The sequence below is a fragment of the Streptomyces sp. NPDC048111 genome, assembly GCF_043202815.1.
GTDB lineage: Bacteria > Actinomycetota > Actinomycetes > Streptomycetales > Streptomycetaceae > Streptomyces.
This window is the reverse complement of record NZ_JBIDBD010000012.1, coordinates 70,789-85,953: the sequence shown is the minus strand read 5'-3', so window position 1 is coordinate 85,953 and position 15,165 is coordinate 70,789. Positions and strand designations below refer to the sequence as shown.

16 protein-coding genes and 1 pseudogene are annotated in these 15,165 nt (G+C 72.1%); 1 reads left to right on the top strand and 16 read right to left on the bottom strand.

The window, feature by feature from the left end; all coding sequences use genetic code 11:
• Positions 1-116: 116 nt before the first annotated feature.
• The 15 genes and pseudogenes from ACGF3I_RS20540 to proS all read right to left on the bottom strand — a co-directional run bounded on the left by ACGF3I_RS20540 (position 117) and on the right by proS (position 12,192).
• On the bottom strand, positions 117-1,733 hold the full coding sequence (locus ACGF3I_RS20540) for a YifB family Mg chelatase-like AAA ATPase (RefSeq protein ID WP_393133973.1): 1,617 nt from the start codon (positions 1,731-1,733) through the stop codon (positions 117-119).
• Position 1,734: 1 nt separating this feature from the next.
• Positions 1,735-2,109 carry a YraN family protein gene (locus ACGF3I_RS20535; RefSeq protein ID WP_393133971.1) on the bottom strand — a complete coding sequence of 125 codons (375 nt, stop codon included), beginning with the start codon at positions 2,107-2,109 and terminating at the stop codon, positions 1,735-1,737.
• Between the two features lie 219 nt (positions 2,110-2,328).
• Positions 2,329-2,637 (bottom strand): DUF2469 domain-containing protein, encoded by a 309-nt coding sequence (locus ACGF3I_RS20530; protein WP_003965949.1) that lies wholly within the window; start codon positions 2,635-2,637, stop codon positions 2,329-2,331.
• A gap of 55 nt (positions 2,638-2,692) precedes the next feature.
• Entirely contained in the window at positions 2,693-3,178 is a 486-nt protein-coding gene (locus tag ACGF3I_RS20525; RefSeq protein ID WP_393133969.1) for an NUDIX hydrolase, read from the bottom strand.
• Between the two features lie 5 nt (positions 3,179-3,183).
• Positions 3,184-3,924, bottom strand: coding sequence for a signal peptidase I (gene lepB / locus ACGF3I_RS20520; RefSeq protein WP_393133967.1), 741 nt, complete (start codon positions 3,922-3,924; stop codon positions 3,184-3,186).
• Between the two features lie 105 nt (positions 3,925-4,029).
• Entirely contained in the window at positions 4,030-5,022 is a 993-nt protein-coding gene (gene lepB, locus ACGF3I_RS20515; RefSeq protein ID WP_393134134.1) for a signal peptidase I, read from the bottom strand.
• A pseudogene (lepB, locus tag ACGF3I_RS20510) lies at positions 4,931-6,076 on the bottom strand (signal peptidase I); the annotation flags it as partial. The pseudogene lepB (ACGF3I_RS20510) and the gene lepB (ACGF3I_RS20515), both read right to left, overlap by 92 nt.
• The gene (gene lepB, locus ACGF3I_RS20505) at positions 6,069-6,842 is read right to left on the bottom strand and encodes a signal peptidase I (protein WP_393133965.1); all 774 of its coding nucleotides are present in this window, start codon (positions 6,840-6,842) and stop codon (positions 6,069-6,071) included. The gene lepB (ACGF3I_RS20505) and the pseudogene lepB (ACGF3I_RS20510), both read right to left, overlap by 8 nt.
• 57 nt (positions 6,843-6,899) lie before the next feature.
• Positions 6,900-7,250 carry a 50S ribosomal protein L19 gene (rplS, locus tag ACGF3I_RS20500; RefSeq protein WP_350232925.1) on the bottom strand — a complete coding sequence of 117 codons (351 nt, stop codon included), beginning with the start codon at positions 7,248-7,250 and terminating at the stop codon, positions 6,900-6,902.
• Between the two features lie 126 nt (positions 7,251-7,376).
• Positions 7,377-8,198 (bottom strand): tRNA (guanosine(37)-N1)-methyltransferase TrmD, encoded by an 822-nt coding sequence (gene trmD / locus ACGF3I_RS20495; RefSeq protein ID WP_393133963.1) that lies wholly within the window; start codon positions 8,196-8,198, stop codon positions 7,377-7,379.
• Positions 8,198-8,812 carry a ribosome maturation factor RimM gene (rimM, locus tag ACGF3I_RS20490; protein WP_393133961.1) on the bottom strand — a complete coding sequence of 205 codons (615 nt, stop codon included), beginning with the start codon at positions 8,810-8,812 and terminating at the stop codon, positions 8,198-8,200. Before rimM ends, trmD begins: the two co-directional genes overlap by 1 nt.
• 162 nt (positions 8,813-8,974) lie before the next feature.
• Positions 8,975-9,214 carry an RNA-binding protein gene (locus ACGF3I_RS20485; protein ID WP_030206382.1) on the bottom strand — a complete coding sequence of 80 codons (240 nt, stop codon included), beginning with the start codon at positions 9,212-9,214 and terminating at the stop codon, positions 8,975-8,977.
• 2 nt (positions 9,215-9,216) lie between these two features.
• The gene (gene rpsP, locus ACGF3I_RS20480) at positions 9,217-9,654 is read right to left on the bottom strand and encodes a 30S ribosomal protein S16 (protein WP_388726104.1); all 438 of its coding nucleotides are present in this window, start codon (positions 9,652-9,654) and stop codon (positions 9,217-9,219) included.
• A 237-nt stretch (positions 9,655-9,891) separates the two neighbouring features.
• On the bottom strand, positions 9,892-10,494 hold the full coding sequence (locus ACGF3I_RS20475; RefSeq protein WP_393133959.1) for a hypothetical protein: 603 nt from the start codon (positions 10,492-10,494) through the stop codon (positions 9,892-9,894).
• A gap of 285 nt (positions 10,495-10,779) precedes the next feature.
• A complete protein-coding gene (gene proS, locus ACGF3I_RS20470) occupies positions 10,780-12,192 on the bottom strand; it encodes a proline--tRNA ligase (RefSeq protein WP_393133957.1) in 1,413 nt (470 codons plus the stop codon).
• Between the two features lie 199 nt (positions 12,193-12,391).
• Between proS and ACGF3I_RS20465 the strand changes: the two genes are divergently transcribed.
• Positions 12,392-13,252: a class I SAM-dependent methyltransferase gene (locus tag ACGF3I_RS20465; RefSeq protein WP_393133955.1), complete on the top strand. Its 861-nt coding sequence runs from the start codon at positions 12,392-12,394 to the stop codon at positions 13,250-13,252.
• 42 nt (positions 13,253-13,294) lie between these two features.
• Here the strand turns inward: ACGF3I_RS20465 and ftsH are convergent, their stop codons facing one another.
• A complete protein-coding gene (gene ftsH / locus ACGF3I_RS20460; protein ID WP_393134132.1) occupies positions 13,295-15,151 on the bottom strand; it encodes an ATP-dependent zinc metalloprotease FtsH in 1,857 nt (618 codons plus the stop codon).
• Positions 15,152-15,165 lie beyond the last annotated feature (14 nt).

Below are 15,165 nucleotides of genomic sequence, written 5' to 3'. Positions count from 1 at the left end.
GACGGCTCCCCCATCCGTCACGGCGATGGGTCCCGCACCTCCCACGCGAGCGCCCGCACCCTTCTGTACGCGGCCCGCACCCCCCATGACCTCCTCCGCGCCCGCTCGGGGCGCCTTCACAGCGGACTCGCGGCCGGCATCGGGGCGCCCCGGGAGATGCCGGTGCGCAGTTCCAGGGCCAGGGCGACGTGGCCTGCGTCGGGGCGGGGGTCCCCGGCGAGGTCGGCGATGGTCCAGGCGACGCGCAGCACCCGGTCGAGGCCGCGTGCGGTGAGCAGGCCGCGTTCCATGTCGCGTTCGGCGCCGGCGAGGGCGCCGGGGGCGGTGAGCCAGCGGGTGCGCAGTTCGTGGCCCGGGACTTCGCTGTTGTTGCTCCAGGGGGTGCCGTCGAGCCGGGCCGCGGTGCGTTCCCGGGCGGCCAGGACTCGGGCGGCGACCACCGCGCTGGGCTCGCCCCGCCCGCCTTGGCCCAGGAGGTCTTCGCGGCGCACCGGCTCCACTTCGACGCGCAGGTCGACGCGGTCCAGGAGGGGACCGGAGAGCCGGGCCTGGTAGCGGCGGATCATGGAGGCGGGGCATTCGCAGCCGGCGCCGTGCAGGGTGTGCCTGCCGCACGGGCAGGGGTTGGCGGCGAGGATCATCTGGAAGCGGGCGGGGAGCCTGATGACTCCGGCGCTGCGGGCGATGACGACCTGCCCGGATTCCAGTGGCTGGCGCAGTGCGTCGAGTGCCTTGCCGGCGAATTCGGGGGCTTCGTCGAGGAAGAGCACGCCCCGGTGGGCGATGGAGACGGCGCCGGGGCGCGGGAGTCCGTTGCCGCCACCGACGAGGGACTGCATGGTCGCGGAGTGGTGCGGGGCGCAGTAGGGAGCGCGGCGTACCAGCGGTTCGCCCGGCGGGAGGATTCCGGCGACGGAGTGGACGGCCGTCACTTCGAGGGATTCCTGGCGGCTGAGGGGCGGCAGGATGCCGGGGAGCCGTTCGGCGAGCATGGTTTTTCCTGCGCCCGGAGGGCCGGAGAGCAGCAGGTGGTGGCCGCCGGCGGCGGCGATTTCTAGGGCGGCGCGGGCGGCGTGCTGGCCCGCGACGTCGATGAGGTCGAGTTCGAGGTCGCGCGAGCCTCCGGCGAGGCCGGTGCCGGCTCCGGCGCCGGGCACGATGAGCCCGGCGAGCATGGCGTCGGGCCGGCCCTTTTCGGCGGGCTCCTCCTCGGGGACGGGCCCGTCGGTGAGGATGGCGACGAGCTGGCGCAGGCTGCGGACGCCGAGGACGGAGATCCCGGGGACGAGCGCGGCTTCGGCGGCCGTCTGTTCGGGGACGACGACCTGTTCGTAACCGGCGTCGGCGGCGGCGAGGACGGCGGGCAGGATGCCCCGAACGGGCCGGACGCGGCCGTCGAGGCCGAGCTCACCGATCATGACGAGGTCGGTGAGTTCCCGGGGGTCGATGCGTTCGGCGGCGCCGAGGATCGCGCAGGCGATGGCGAGGTCGAAGCCCGAGCCGCTCTTGGGGACGGACGCGGGGCTGAGGCCCACGGTGAGTTTCTTCTGGGGCCAGGCGTCACCGGAGTTGACGATGGCGGCCCTGACGCGGTCGCGGCTCTCGGCGAGGCTCTTGTCCGGCAGGCCGACCAGGGTGAAGGCGGCGACGCCGGGTTCGAGGTCGGCCTGGACCTCGACGACGACCCCTTCTACGCCGACGAGGGCGACGGAGCAGGTGCGGGCGAATCCCATGTCAGGCCACCCCCCGTACGTGCTCGGTCCGCGGGGCGCCCCTGGGCGGCAGTACGACGCCCACGAGGTCGATGCGTACGCCGCCGGGCGGTGGGCCCCCGTGGTCGGCGAGCCAGTGGCCGGCGAGGCGTTTGAGGCGGTCGGCCTTGGCGGGGGTGACGGCAGCCATGGGCTCGTAGGCGCCGGTCCTGCGGGTCTTGACCTCGCAGATGACGAGCACGGTGCCGCCCGGGGCCGTCGTGTCGTGGGCGACGATGTCGATCTCTCCGGTCCTGCCGCAGCGCCAATTGCGTTGCAGGACCGTCATTCCGGCCGCTTCCAGCAGCCGTGCCGCCAGGTCTTCGCCGTACTTTCCGAGTGCTCCGCGAGCGTTCATCCGGCACCACCTCCGGCACCGACTCTCACGCATCCGGACCGGACGAGTGGATCTTGGTGGACAACGCGGAAGATGTGGAAAACCCCGTCACCCGAAGGTGCTCTTCCGCCGCCCTCGCCCCAGCCCGCGCCCGCTGCCCTCGCACCAACCCCGACCCGGCCCAGCCCCTACCCGTCGCCCCCGCCCCGGCCCGCACCCCCTGACCCAGCCCCCGCGGGCTCAGCCCCCCGGAAGCTCCAGGTCGCTCTTGTTGAGCTCCTCGATGTTCACGTCCTTGAAGGTCAGGACCCGTACCTGCTTGACGAATCTGGCCGGGCGGTACATGTCCCACACCCAGGCGTCCGCCATGGACACCTCGAAGAACACCTCGCCCTGGACCGAGTGCACCTGCATCTCGTAGTCGTTGGTGAGGTAGAAACGACGCTCGGTCTCGATCACGTATTTGAACAGACCGACGACGTCGCGGTACTCCCGGTAGAGCTTCAGCTCCATCTCGGTCTCGTACTTTTCGAGGTCCTCGGCGCTCATGGCATGTTCCCCTTCAGCCGTGCGTCCCCCTATTGTGCGTCAGCCCCCCGGGCCCCTAAACGATTTCGGGGTCCAGGACCACCGGCGCGTGCGGAGGACCCTCGTCGAGCAGCGTGCGCAGCAGCTCGGCGAGCCTGGTCGGGTACACCGTCTCACGGGCCGCTGACAGTTCGGCGGAGGTCCACCATCTCAGCCCCGAGGTACTGCGCAGCTCCAGCTCCGTGAGGCCGGTCGGAGCGGCTTCGGTCTGGGTGGTGCGGGCCAGGTAGTACCACTCGTCCTGGTCCCAGCGGCGCCCGTCGAAGGGGAACGAGCAGCGGCGCCGCCACAGGACCGGGCCGAGTTCGACGTCGGTGATGCCGGTCTCCTCGGCGAGTTCGCGCAGGGCGGCCTCGGCCCGGGTCTCTTCGCCCTCCAGGCCGCCGCCGGGGGTGAACCACCAGGTGTCGGCGGGGTCTTCGGGCTCGTGACCGTGCATGAGCAGGATGCGGTCCTGCGGGTCGAGCAGGACGACCCGGGCGACCTTGCGCGGCTCGTTCACCGGGCTCACCTTCCGGCGGCCGCTGGAGTGCGGGCCCTGCGGCGGCGGGCGAGGCCCGCGAGCGGGCCGTGGGCGGCCCCCGCCACGATCAGGACGGCTCCGGCCACCACGGCGCCCAGGACCAGCCGCAGGGGCCCGGGCTGCGAGAGGCCGCCGGGCAGGGCGGCGAAGCCGGTGGGGCGCGGCAGCATGCCGTCCATGGGCCAGGCGATGGCGTCCACGCGGGCGCTCACCGCGCTGAGCGGGACCGAGCCGTTGGCGGCGTCGTCGAGGTGGACGCGGGAGTCGAGCGAGACGAGCCGGTCGTCGCCGAGGAGGAAGACCTGGCCGTCGGGAACCTTGGCGTCGAAGGGGGTGCCGGAGGCGTTGGCGCCGTGCAGATACGGTTCGTCGACGGGCTTGCCGTTGACGGTGAGGCGGCCGTCGGCGCCGCAGCAGGCGACGTGGTCGCCGCCGATGCCGACGACCCGCTTGACCATGGGCACGTTGGCCCACTTCGGGTCGCTGAACACCACGACGTCACCGCGTCGTACGTCGCCGGCGGATATGCGCTGGGCGAGGACCCGGTCGCCCGCCTTGACGGTGGGCGACATGGACTGGGTGGGCACGGTGTACGGCTTGTACAGGACGGCGCCCCAGGCGAAGCCGCCGAGGAAGAGGACACAGCCGACGGCCACGGCGAGTCCCGACAGCACGCTGCCGAGACTGCGGCCGTGGCCGTGGTGGTCCAGTCCGTTTCCGCTCATGGCAGGGCTCCCTTTCCGGCAGCGCCCCGGGGATGCGCAGGGCACCCCGGGACCCCGGAGATCGACATTCCGGGACCGCACCCTACCCGGCGGTACGCCTCCGGGTCAGCCCTCGGCTGCCGGCGATTGCGCCTTGACCTGCGCTTGAAGGAGCTTGCGGCGGCGCCACAGCACCATCGGCACGGCGCCGACGAGACCGGCGGCGGCGGGTGCCGCGGTGCCCATCGCGCTCAGGCCGGGCTGGTCGAAGGTGTCGGGGACACCGAGCCAGTCGAGGCGGTTGAGCGGCCAGGCGATGGTGAAGGCGCGGCCGACGACCTCGTCGGTGGAGACCGTGCCGCCCCCGGTCAGTTCCTGGTGGTAGCGGGAGTCGAGCGAGTTCTGGCGGTGGTCGCCCATCACCCAGATCCGCCCGTCGGGGACCTTGATCGGGCCGAACGGCATGTCGTCGCAGGCGCTGTCGCCCGGGAAGATGTACGGCTCCTTCAGGGCCTTGCCGTTGACCGTGACCGGCCCGCCCTTCTTGCACTCGACGGTGTCGCCGCCGACCGCGATGACCCGCTTGATCAGGTCCTTCTCCTCGGCGGACGGCATCAGGCCGATGAAGCTGAGGAACTTCTGCACCGCGTTCGGGTTCGGCGTGGGCTCGCCGTCGAGCCAGCCGCCCGGGTCGTGGAAGACGACGACCTCACCGCGCTGCGGCTCCGCCCCGAACCACGGGGTGAGCTTGTCGACCAGCACCCGGTCGCCGCGCTGCAGGGTGTCCTGCATCGAGTCCGACGGGATGGAGAACGCCTGGACCAGGAACGTCTTGATCAGCAGGGCGAGGACCAGCGCGATGCCGATGAGGAGCGGAAGCTCCTTCCAGAAGGAGCGCGGCTTCTTGGGCGCGCGTCCCTCCTCGTCACCGGGTCCTTCGCCGCCGGATCCGCCGTCGCCCTGCCCGCTGTCCTGCGCCGGCACCATGTGCTCGGGCGCGGGACCGTCCGCCGGATCCGCGGAGCCGGGGCCCGCCGCGGGTCCCGGGGAGGAATCGGCGAGCTGCTTCCCCGGTCGCTCCTCCGGCTCTTCGCGTCCGGATCGTGCGCCGACCGCCAAATCCCCCACATCCACTCCTCACTCTGTGCCACCGCCTGGCCCGTACGAGGCTCAGGCCCACCACTCCCATAACGAGCGGGAGTTCCGCAGGGGTCGGGGGCTGGGTCGCTCGGTCCGGCTCCGTCGCCGGATCCCGGGGAGACACCCTATGCGACGCGACCGGTGCGAAACCGCCGGGCGCGGCGGGCACGGAGGCGAACGTCGGCGGCACCTCCAGCCTGCGCCAGTGGGAGAAAGGCCAGGCCACGACCACCGCGCGGCCCACCACCCCGGTGACCGGCACAGTGCCCAGGTGGCCGTCGGTGAGGTGGTAGCGGGAGTCCGCCGAGTTGGACCGGTGGTCCCCCATCACGAAGATCCGGCCCGCCGGAACCTTTACCTCGAATTGGATGAGTGCGCTCGGATCGCCGGGGGCGGTGTAGACGTAGGGCTCGTCGAGGGGCTGCCCGTTGACGGTGACCCGGCCGTCCTTGTCGCAGCACTTGACGGTGTCCCCGCCGACCCCGATGACGCGCTTGATGAGGTCCTGTTCGTCGTCGGAGGGCAGCAGTCCGATGAAGGTCAGGCCTTCTTTGATCTGCTTGACGACGACGGGGTCCTGGCCGGAGGGCGTCTTGTGTTCGCCCTTGAGCCAGCCGCCGGGGTCCTTGAAGACGACGACGTCGCCGCGCTCGGGCTCGGAGCCGAACCACGGCGTGAGCTTGTCGACCAGGACGCGGTCGCCGATGGTGATGGTCTGCTGCATCGAGCCGGACGGGATCACGAAGGCCTGCACGAGGAAGGTCTTGAGGACGAGCGCGATGAGCAGCGCGACGGTGATCAGGAGCGGTATCTCACGGACCGCGGAGCGGCGTCTGCGCCGTTTGACCTTGCGGGCGAGCCTGCGCCGGTCGGCCCGCCCGCTCTGGCCGCGCCGGCCGGGCACCGCGCCGGAGGTCGGCCGGGCGCCGGAGGTCGGCCGGGCGCCGGAGGTGGGCCGGGTGCCGGTGGGCAGCGGGGGCTCGGCGGCGGGCCGGCCGGGGCCGGCGGGGCGGGTCCGTCCGCGGTTACCCATGGGCCGCGCCCGCGTCCGGTACGTGGGCGAAGGCGGCCGGGCCGCCCAGGGAGGTCCAGCGTCCGAAGGGCCAGCCGATCCAGTCGACGCGGCCGATCACGCGGCCGGTCGGGACCATGCCGCCGCCCGGGTCGCCGAGGTGGTCGCGGGAGTCGCTGGAGCGGGAGCGGTGGTCGCCGAGGACCCACAGGGTGCCGTCGGGCACGACGATGTCGAAGGGCACCTGGGAGGGGCTGTCGCCCGGGTGCAGATAGGGCTCGTCGATCGCCGCGCCGTTCACCTGGAGCCTCCCCCGCCGGTCGCAGCACACCACGCGGTCGCCACCGACGCCGATGACGCGCTTGACGTAGTCGGTCTCGGCGGGCTCGGTCAGGCCGAGTGCCGCTCCGGCTGAACGTACGGCACGCCCCACGGGGTTCCCCTGGTCACCTTCGCGGACGAACGAGCCGCGGCCGTCGAAGACGACGACGTCGCCGCGCCGGGGCTCCCCGCCGAAGCGGTAGGCGAGCTTGTTCACCAGGACCCGGTCGCCGACCTGGAGCGTCGGTTCCATCGAGCCGCTGGGGATGAGGAAGGGCTGCACCACGAAGTGGCTGAGCAGGAGCAGGAAGACGACGCAGAGCGTGAGCAGGGCGGCGGCCTTGCGCCAGGGCCCTTCGAGAGGGCGGGACAGGGCGCCGGAACGCGCGGAGCGCGACCCCTCCGCGGGCCCCGGTGCGGGGGTGGCGGAAGGATCGCGCTCCGTGTGCTGTGCTTCGGTGTCCATCGGGGCCAGAGCTTATCCGGCCGCCGTCGGACCCGTACGCGGGTGTGAGCCGGGGGCTCAGCGGTCGCGCTTCTCCTTGATCTTCGCGGCCTTGCCGCGCAGCTCACGGAGGTAGTAGAGCTTGGCGCGACGGACGTCACCGCGGGTCACGACCTCGATCTTCTCGAAGATCGGGGAGTTCACCGGGAAGGTGCGCTCGACGCCGACGGAGAAGGAGACCTTGCGGACCGTGAAGGTCTCGGAGACACCGGCGCCCTGGCGGCGGATGACGACGCCCTTGAACTGCTGGATACGGGAGCGGTTGCCCTCGATGACGCGGACGTGGACGTTGACGGTGTCACCCGGGCGGAAGGCCGGGACGTCGCTGCGCAGCGTGGCGGCGTTGACGGAGTCGAGCAGGCTTGCCATGAAGGACTACTTCCTCACTGATGCCACAGGTCATCAGCGGAATTCGAGATGAATGGGATGCCGGGTGCGGTGGGCGGGCGTCGTTCCCCCTGTGGCAGGGGCGCCGGCCGGGCGTACGGCAGCGGCCTATTCTTCCACGGCCTGCGGCCTGCGCCAAAATCGGCCGCCGGGCTCGGGGGCCCAGCCGAGGATGGAGAGGGTTTCGCGGTCCTTCTTGTCGAAGGCGGACGCCTCGCAGCGCTCGATCAGGTCGGGCCGGTGCAGGGCGGTGCGCTTGAAGGCCTCGTCCCTGCGCCAGCGGGCGATCCTGCCGTGGTGGCCGCTGAGCAGGACGTCCGGGATGCCGTGGCCGCGCCACTCGGGGGGCTTGGTGTAGACCGGCCCTTCGAGGAGGTTGGCCATGGCGCCGGGCGCGAAGGAGTCGTCGCGGTGGGACTCGGCGTTGCCGAGGACACCGGGCAGCAGCCGGGCCACCGCCTCGGTGATCACCAGGACCGCGGCTTCGCCGCCGGCCAGCACGTAGTCGCCGATGGACACCTCGTAGACGGGCAGCCGGGTGGCGTACTCGTCCATGACGCGCCGGTCGATGCCCTCGTAGCGGGCCGGCGTGAAGATCAGCCAGGGGCGCTCGGAGAGTTCGACGGCGAGTTCCTGGGTGAAGGGGCGCCCGCTGGGCGTGGGCACGACCAGGACCGGCCCGCGCGCACCGGACTCGTATCCGTTCGCCAGGGTCTCGTCCAGGCAGTCGCCCCAGGGCCCGGTCTTCATGACCATGCCGGGGCCGCCGCCGTAGGGGGTGTCGTCGACCGTGTTGTGGCGGTCGTGGGTCCAGTCCCGCAGGTCGTGGACGTGTACGTCGAGCTGTCCGCGGGCCCGGGCCTTGCCGACCAGGGAGACGTTCAGCGGGTCGAGGTACTCGGGGAAGATCGTGACGACGTCGAGCCGCATCAGCGCGCGTCCCCGGTGCCCGCAGTGCCTTCGGCGTCCCCGGATTCCGCGGCGTCGGCGTCGGCGTCCGCCGCTGCGTCGTCCCGCTCGGAGGCGATCACGGCGCGGTCGTCGATCAGGCCGGGCGGCGGGTCGATGACCGCGCGCTGGGCTTCCAGGTCGATCTCGGTGACGATCTGCTCGACGAACGGGATCATCACCTCGCTGCCGTCGGGCCGCTCGACGATGAAGAGGTCCTGCGAGGGCAGGTGAGTGATCTCGGTGATGCGGCCGACCTCGGTGCCGTCGGCGAGGACCACGTCCAGGTCCATGAGCTGGTGGTCGTAGTACTCGTCCGGCTCGTCGGGCAGTGCCTGCGGGTCGACGTCGGCGATGAGGAGGGTGTTGCGCAGGGCCTCGGCGGCGGTGCGGTCGCGCACGCCCTCGAAGCGCAGCAGCAGCCGGCCGCTGTGCACCCGGCCGGTCTCGATGGTGAGCGGCCCCGCCGACGCCGGGTCGGTGGTGAGTACGGCGCCGGGGCCGAGCCTGAGTTCGGGCTCGTCGGTGCGCACCTCGACGGTGACCTCGCCCTTGATGCCGTGGGCGCGGCCGATCCGCGCGACTACCAACTGCACGCTTGCTTCTCCTTCGGACGGCTTCGGACCGTCGCGGCCGTGGCCGGCCGCGGTTTTCGTTCTGCCGGGACCACTGTGGCCCGGAATACGACTGCGGGCCGGGGAGGGCCGGAAGCCCTCCCCGGCCCGAGCCGGCGTATCTAGGTAAAGCGACCCAACTGGTCAGCGGACCTGGTCCACGTCGACGAGGTCGACCCGGATGCCGCGTCCGCCGATTGCACCCACGACGGTGCGCAGGGCGCGGGCGGTGCGGCCGTTGCGGCCGATCACCTTGCCGAGGTCTTCGGGGTGGACCCGGACCTCCAGCACGCGCCCCCGGCGCAGGTTGCGCGAGGCGACCTGCACGTCGTCGGGGTTGTCGACGATGCCCTTCACGAGGTGCTCGAGAGCCTCCTCGAGCATGCTCAGGCCTCGGTCGACTCGGCGGCGGCCTCGGCCTCGTCCGCCTTCTTCTCGGTCTTCTTCGCCTTCTGGGTGATGGCCTCACCCTTGGCGTCGTCACCCTCGAGGGTCTTCGCGAAGGCCTCGAAGGAAGCGCGCTTGTCTTCCTTCGCCTCCGGCTGGAGCAGCGGCGCGGGGGCCGGGAGGCCCTTGTGCGCCTGCCAGTCACCGGTGAGCTTCAGGATGGCGAGGACGGCCTCGGTCGGCTGGGCGCCGACGGACAGCCAGTACTGCGCACGCTCGGCGTTGACCTCGATGCGCGACGGGTTGTACGTCGGGTGGTACAGACCGATTTCCTCGATCGCGCGACCGTCACGGCGAGTGCGGGCGTCGGCGACGACGATGCGGTAGTGCGGCTGGCGAATCTTGCCGAGGCGCTTGAGCTTGATCTTGACTGCCACTGGAGTGGTGTCTCCTGGTCTTGACGTGGTTGGGCACATGAGATGCCACGTGGGGTTGCGGTACTCGGGTGCCCGATGGACGCGTCAGCCGGAGGCGAGAGGGTTCCTGTGCGGCTGTCGAGTACAGCTAGCCATTGTGCCACACGCCTGGAGTGCGCACGCCGGGGGTCCGTGGGGCACCCCCGGGCGGCCCGCTCCCCCGGACCTGGGCCGCCCCGTCGGCGGCCGGGCCCGGGGTCAGCCGGCCACGGCGACCACCTCGGCCCCTTCCGGGATGCGGAACGGCTTGCCGCAGCCGCCGCAGACGATCGGCGCCTGGGCGAGCACGGACGGAACGACCCGTACGTTGCGCCCGCAGTCGCACACCGCCTTGACGCGGACGCCGCCCCCGGAGGAGCCGTGCCGGGCGGCGGGCCCGCGGAAGGAGCGCTTGGTGTCGGCGGCGGTGGCCACGGTGTGCGCCTTGAGGGCGCGCTGCAGCCGTTCGATGGTGGGCCGGTAGCGGCGCCGTGCCTCGGCGTTCAGCGTGACCAGGGAGAAGCCGCTGCTGGGGTGCGGTTCCTCCGGGTGGTCGAGGCCGAGCTCCTCGGCGATCGCCAGGAACCTCCGGTTGTGGTAGCGGCCGGCTCGGGAGGTGTCGCGGACACCGCGGGCGGCGGCAATGCCGTGGACTGCCTCATGGAGCAGTCGCTCGAAGGAGAGCTCGGCGCCACAGGCGGACGACGACTCTCCGATCAGGGACTCGGGCGCGGCTAGGTCCGGCAGCTCGGAGTGGTACCGCTGAATGTCGGCCCACGCCTGTGCCAGCTCTGCGGCGAGAACAGGTGGTGTCGTGCTCACGTCGTGACAACGAGCCGCAGGGCCGCTGTGTTCCTATTCCGGGGCATCCCAAATAATTTGCTCGTACCCGTCAGTTGGCATTGATGCGCGCGGACGAGGGCGGGTGCGCTGATCTGCGGAGAAGGCTCACAGCTCACACCAAGGTATGACGTAGCGGCGGGTACGCCCCGGCGCGTAGGCGAAGTGCCCGCGCCAGGACGCCTGTTGCCGGCCGGTCCGCAAGGCGCGTTCCGGCCGACCACCGGTGGCCGGTGCGCGACGGGTACCGGCCGGGCCCGGCGCGGCTCAGTAGGAGCGGGCCACGATCGCGACGGTACCGGGTGCGTCGTCGGCGTCGGGCACCGATCCGTCCTCGGCCACCAGGCAGCGTACCGACACGGCCTGTTCGGCGAGCCTGGCCTCGCCCTCGGGGCCGAGATCGGCCCACGGGATGCGCGCCCAGCCGCCGGCGCTGGCCGCCTCGGCCGCCTCGGCGGGGGTGGTGACGTCGCTCGTGCGGGACTCGCGGCGCTCGCGGGACTGGCGCAGGAGCAGCGCCTGGTCCTCCTCCAGGACGCCGGGCAGCAGCTCGGCGAGGGCGTCGACGGCGACGGACTCCTTGCCGCCGGGGATGCGCCGGGCCAGCATCGCGGTGCCGGCCTCCAGGTCGCGCGGGCCGATCTCGACGCGTACGGGTACGCCCTTGAGCTCCCAGTCCACGGCGCGGCGGCCGAACGGGGTGTCGACGCGGTCGTCGACCTGGACGCGCAGGCCGGCCGCCTTGAGCCGGTCGCCGACTTCGCGGACCTTGGCCACGGCCTCGTCGCCCTTGATCGCCATGACGACGACCTGGACGGCGGCGAGCCGCGGCGGCACCCGCAGTCCGCTGTCGTCGCCGTGCGACATGATCAGGCCGCCGACCATGCGGGTGGAGACGCCCCAGGAGGTCTGCCAGACGAGTTCCTGCTTGCCGTCCCTGGACAGGTACTGGGTGTTGAAGGCCTTGGCGAAGTTGGTGCCGAGCTCGTGGCTCGTGCCCAGCTGCAGGGCCTTGCCGTCGCCCATCATCCCTTCCAGGGTGAGGGTGTTGATGGCTCCGGCGAAGCGCTCCCTGGCGGTCTTGCGGCCGAGGACGACGTCGATGCCGAGGACGTTGATCATGAAGTCCGCGTACACGTCCCGGTGGATGCGGGCGGCGTAGTCGCGGGCGTCCTCGTAGGTGGCGTGGGCGGTGTGTCCCTCCTGCCACAGGAATTCGCTCGTACGGAGGAAGACGCGCGGGCGCATCTCCCAACGGACCACGTTGGCCCACTGGTTGATGAGCAGCGGCAGGTCGCGGTAGCTCTGGACCCACTTCGAGAAGGAGGCGTTGATGATCGTCTCGGAGGTGGGGCGGACCACGACGGGCTCTTCGAGCTCCTTGCCGCCACCGTGCGTGACCACCGCGAGCTCGGGCGCGAAGCCCTCGACGTGCTCAGCCTCGCGAGTCAGGTAAGACTGGGGGATGAAGAGCGGGAAGTAGGCGTTCTGGGCGCCTGCGTCCTTGATGCGTGCGTCCATCTCCTGCTGCATCCGCTCCCACAGGCCGTAGCCGTACGGTCGGATCACCATGGTGCCGCGCACGGGACCGTTGTCCGCGAGCTCGGCCTTGTTGATCAGATCCTGGTACCAGCGGGGAAAGTCTTCCGCCTGGGGCGTGAGAACGGGTGCCTTTGCCATGGCGCGAATGGTACGGCGCCGAGACGGCGGGCCGTGCACCGCCTTCCGGCCGCGGGCCGGGGAGCGGTTGATGGCTCCGCCCTCTGGACGCGGGCCGGGATGCGGAGTTCCCTGGCATACGGGGGAAGTGCGTACGGACATTCACGGGGGGCTGTCAATCAGGGCACAGCTGACCTCTCGGCGGATTGGGGCGCTTTCCATGACACCAACGCTCGTCCGGCATCAGTCCCGCACGGCCGCCGCCCCACCGGCGGGCACGGCCGAGCGCGCGCGGGATTGGGCGGAGATCCAGGAACGGATGCTGGTCCCCCTGATCGAGGCGGCCTACAGCCGGCTCGACGTGGGGCCCGCGACCCGGCTCATCGGCCTCGGCTGCGGCTCGGGGCTCGCGCTCCTGATGGCGGCCTCGCGCGGCGCCGCGGTGACCGGCGTGGACGGTCCGGAGCGGGCCGCGCGCCTGGAGCTGGCCCGTGAGCGGCTGGGCCCCGGGCCCGGGCGGGCCGGCGCCCCGGTGGGCGTGGGCCGCGTGGTGACGGGCGGGCCCGCCGACACCGCGGAGCCGGGCCTGCCGCCGTACAACCTGATCACCGCGTTCGAGCCGGTCGGCTGTGCGGCCGGGGACACCGAGGGCCTGGTGCCCACGCTGCAGGAGGCGGTGGCGCTCGCGGAGCGCGGCAGCGCCGTGGTGCTGGCCGGCTGGGGGCCGCCGGAGCGGTGCGCCACCTCGGCGGTGCTGCGGGTGGCCACCCGGCTGACCGCCCGCCTGAACGAGGCCCCGCACTGGCGCCCGAGCCTGCGCGACGACCTGGAGGACGTGGCGGCGCGCGCCGGGCTCAAGCCGGACGGCTCGGGCCGGGTGGCGTGCCCGTTCGGCTACGCGGACCTGGACAGCGCGATACGGGGTCTGATGTCGACCGGCGCCTTCGACGCGGCGGCCCGCGCCACCGATCAGGCGCAGGTGGAGAAGGAGATCGTCGAGGCGCTGCACGGCCATGTGCGGCGCGACGGAACCGTGTGGATGCCGAACGTCTTCCGCTACCTCATCGCCCGTACGCCGTGAGGACCCGGCAACGGGCTTGATCCGCAGGCGAGTTGGGGCCGTCTACGGCGCACCGCCCGTCCCCGCCTTGGACAGGCGCGGGATGCCGGCCGCGCGGTAGGCGGCCTCCTCCTCCAGGGTCTCGTTGGCCAGCAGGGCCTCGGCGAGGGCGTCGAGCCTGGGACGGTTGTCGCGCAGCAGCCGGCACGCCTCGGCGTAGCACTCGTCGACGATGCGGCGCATCTCGACGGCGATGGCGTCCAGCGTGCCGGGCGCCGCCGAGAGCCCGTAGGCCTGCTGGGCGTCGCCGGGCAGGGCGGACAGGGGGCCGATCTTCTCGCTCATGCCCCAGCGGCCGACCATCCCGCGCACGATGCTGGTGACCTGTTCCAGGTCGTTCTCGGCGCCGGTGGTGATCTCGTCGAAGACGGTCTGCTCGGCCGCCATGCCGCCGAGGGCGCCGATGATCCGGCCGCGCAGATACTCCTCGGTGTAGGCGTACTTGTCGGCGTCGGGGGTGGACAGGGTGACGCCGAGGGCGCGGCCGCGGGGCACGATGGTGACCTTGCGGACCGGGTCGGCGCCGGGCTGGAGCATGCCGAGCAGGGCGTGTCCGCTCTCGTGGTAGGCGGTGCGGCGGCGCTCCTCGTAGGGCATCACCAGGGGCCGCTCCGCGCCCAGTTGGACCTTTTCGAGGGCGTCGGAGAGGTCGGCCTGGGTGACCTCGCGCTGGTCGCGCTTGACGGCCAGCAGGGCCGCCTCGTTGGCGAGGTTGGCCAGGTCCGCGCCGGTCATGCCCGGGGTGGTGCGGGCGACCTGTTCCAGGTCGACGCCTTGCGCCATGGGGATCTCGCGGGTGTGGATCCGCAGGATGGCCGCGCGGCCGTCGCGGTCGGGCGGGCTGACGTGGACGACGCGGTCGAAGCGGCCCGGCCGGGTGAGGGCCGGGTCCAGGACGTCGGGCCGGTTGGTGGCGGCCAGCACGATGACGCCCTCGGAGCCGGTGAAGCCGTCCATCTCGGTGAGGATCTGGTTCAGGGTCTGTTCGCGCTCGTCGTGGCCGCCCATGCCGGAGCCCCCGCCGCGGGCCCGGCCGATGGTGTCGATCTCGTCGATGAACACGATGGCGGGGGCGACCTTGCGGGCCTCGGCGAACAGTTCGCGTACCCGGGAGGCGCCCACGCCCACGATCATCTCGATGAACTCGGAGGCCGACGCCGAGAAGAACGGCACTCCCGCCTCTCCGGCGACGGCCCGCGCGAGCAGTGTCTTGCCGGTGCCGGGCGGCCCGGCCAGGAGCACGCCGCCGGGCATCCGGGCGCCCATCTCGTGGTAGGCGCCGGGGTTCTTGAGGAAGTCGACCACGTCGTTGAGCTCGCCCTCGACCTCGTCGATGCCGGCCACGTCCTCGAAGGTGGTGCGCTTGCCGTCGGCCATCTCGACCGGCTTGGGCGGCGTCTTGCGGCCGAGCATCCCGCCGGCCCCGCCGCCGAGCCCCGCGCTCATGCGGCGGGCGATGAACAGCCACAGGACGACCAGGAGCAGCATCGGGGCGAGCGAGATGAGCAGGTTGGCGAGGAAGCTGCGGTGCTCGACGACGGGCTCGGCGGTGACGGTGACGTTCTGCTTGGTCAGCTGCGCCCACAGGTCGTCGTCGGCGAAGGTGGGCCGCTGGGTGGTGAACTTCGTGTAGTCGCCGCCGCCCTCGCCGGAGGGGACGGGTGCCTTGTTCTTGAGCTGGCCCTGGATGGCGTCGCCCTTGGCGTAGATCTTCGAGACGTTCCCGGCCGCGACCTGCTTGCTGAACTCGGTGTAGGAGACGGTCGGCTCGTCGCCGTCGTTGAAGAACGACAGGATGAGATTGGTGATCAGGTAGACGATCAGGGCGGCGAGGACGAGCCGCCCCCAGCCGCCGGGCATCTTCTTCTTCGGGG

Coding starts and splice junctions, on each gene's coding strand:
- lepB (WP_393133965.1), bottom strand. CDS start 6,842: ATGGACACCGAAGCACAGCACACGGAGCGCGATCCTTCCGCCACCCCC.
- ACGF3I_RS20485 (WP_030206382.1), bottom strand. CDS start 9,214: ATGCTCGAGGAGGCTCTCGAGCACCTCGTGAAGGGCATCGTCGACAAC.
- ACGF3I_RS20530 (WP_003965949.1), bottom strand. CDS start 2,637: ATGAGCGCCGAGGACCTCGAAAAGTACGAGACCGAGATGGAGCTGAAG.
- ACGF3I_RS20535 (WP_393133971.1), bottom strand. CDS start 2,109: ATGAACGCTCGCGGAGCACTCGGAAAGTACGGCGAAGACCTGGCGGCA.
- rplS (WP_350232925.1), bottom strand. CDS start 7,250: ATGGCAAGCCTGCTCGACTCCGTCAACGCCGCCACGCTGCGCAGCGAC.
- trmD (WP_393133963.1), bottom strand. CDS start 8,198: ATGCGGCTCGACGTCGTCACGATCTTCCCCGAGTACCTCGACCCGCTG.
- ACGF3I_RS20540 (WP_393133973.1), bottom strand. CDS start 1,733: ATGGGATTCGCCCGCACCTGCTCCGTCGCCCTCGTCGGCGTAGAAGGG.
- ftsH (WP_393134132.1), bottom strand. CDS start 15,151: ATGCCCGGCGGCTGGGGGCGGCTCGTCCTCGCCGCCCTGATCGTCTAC.
- proS (WP_393133957.1), bottom strand. CDS start 12,192: ATGGCAAAGGCACCCGTTCTCACGCCCCAGGCGGAAGACTTTCCCCGC.
- ACGF3I_RS20465 (WP_393133955.1), top strand. CDS start 12,392: ATGACACCAACGCTCGTCCGGCATCAGTCCCGCACGGCCGCCGCCCCA.
- lepB (WP_393133967.1), bottom strand. CDS start 3,924: ATGAGCGGAAACGGACTGGACCACCACGGCCACGGCCGCAGTCTCGGC.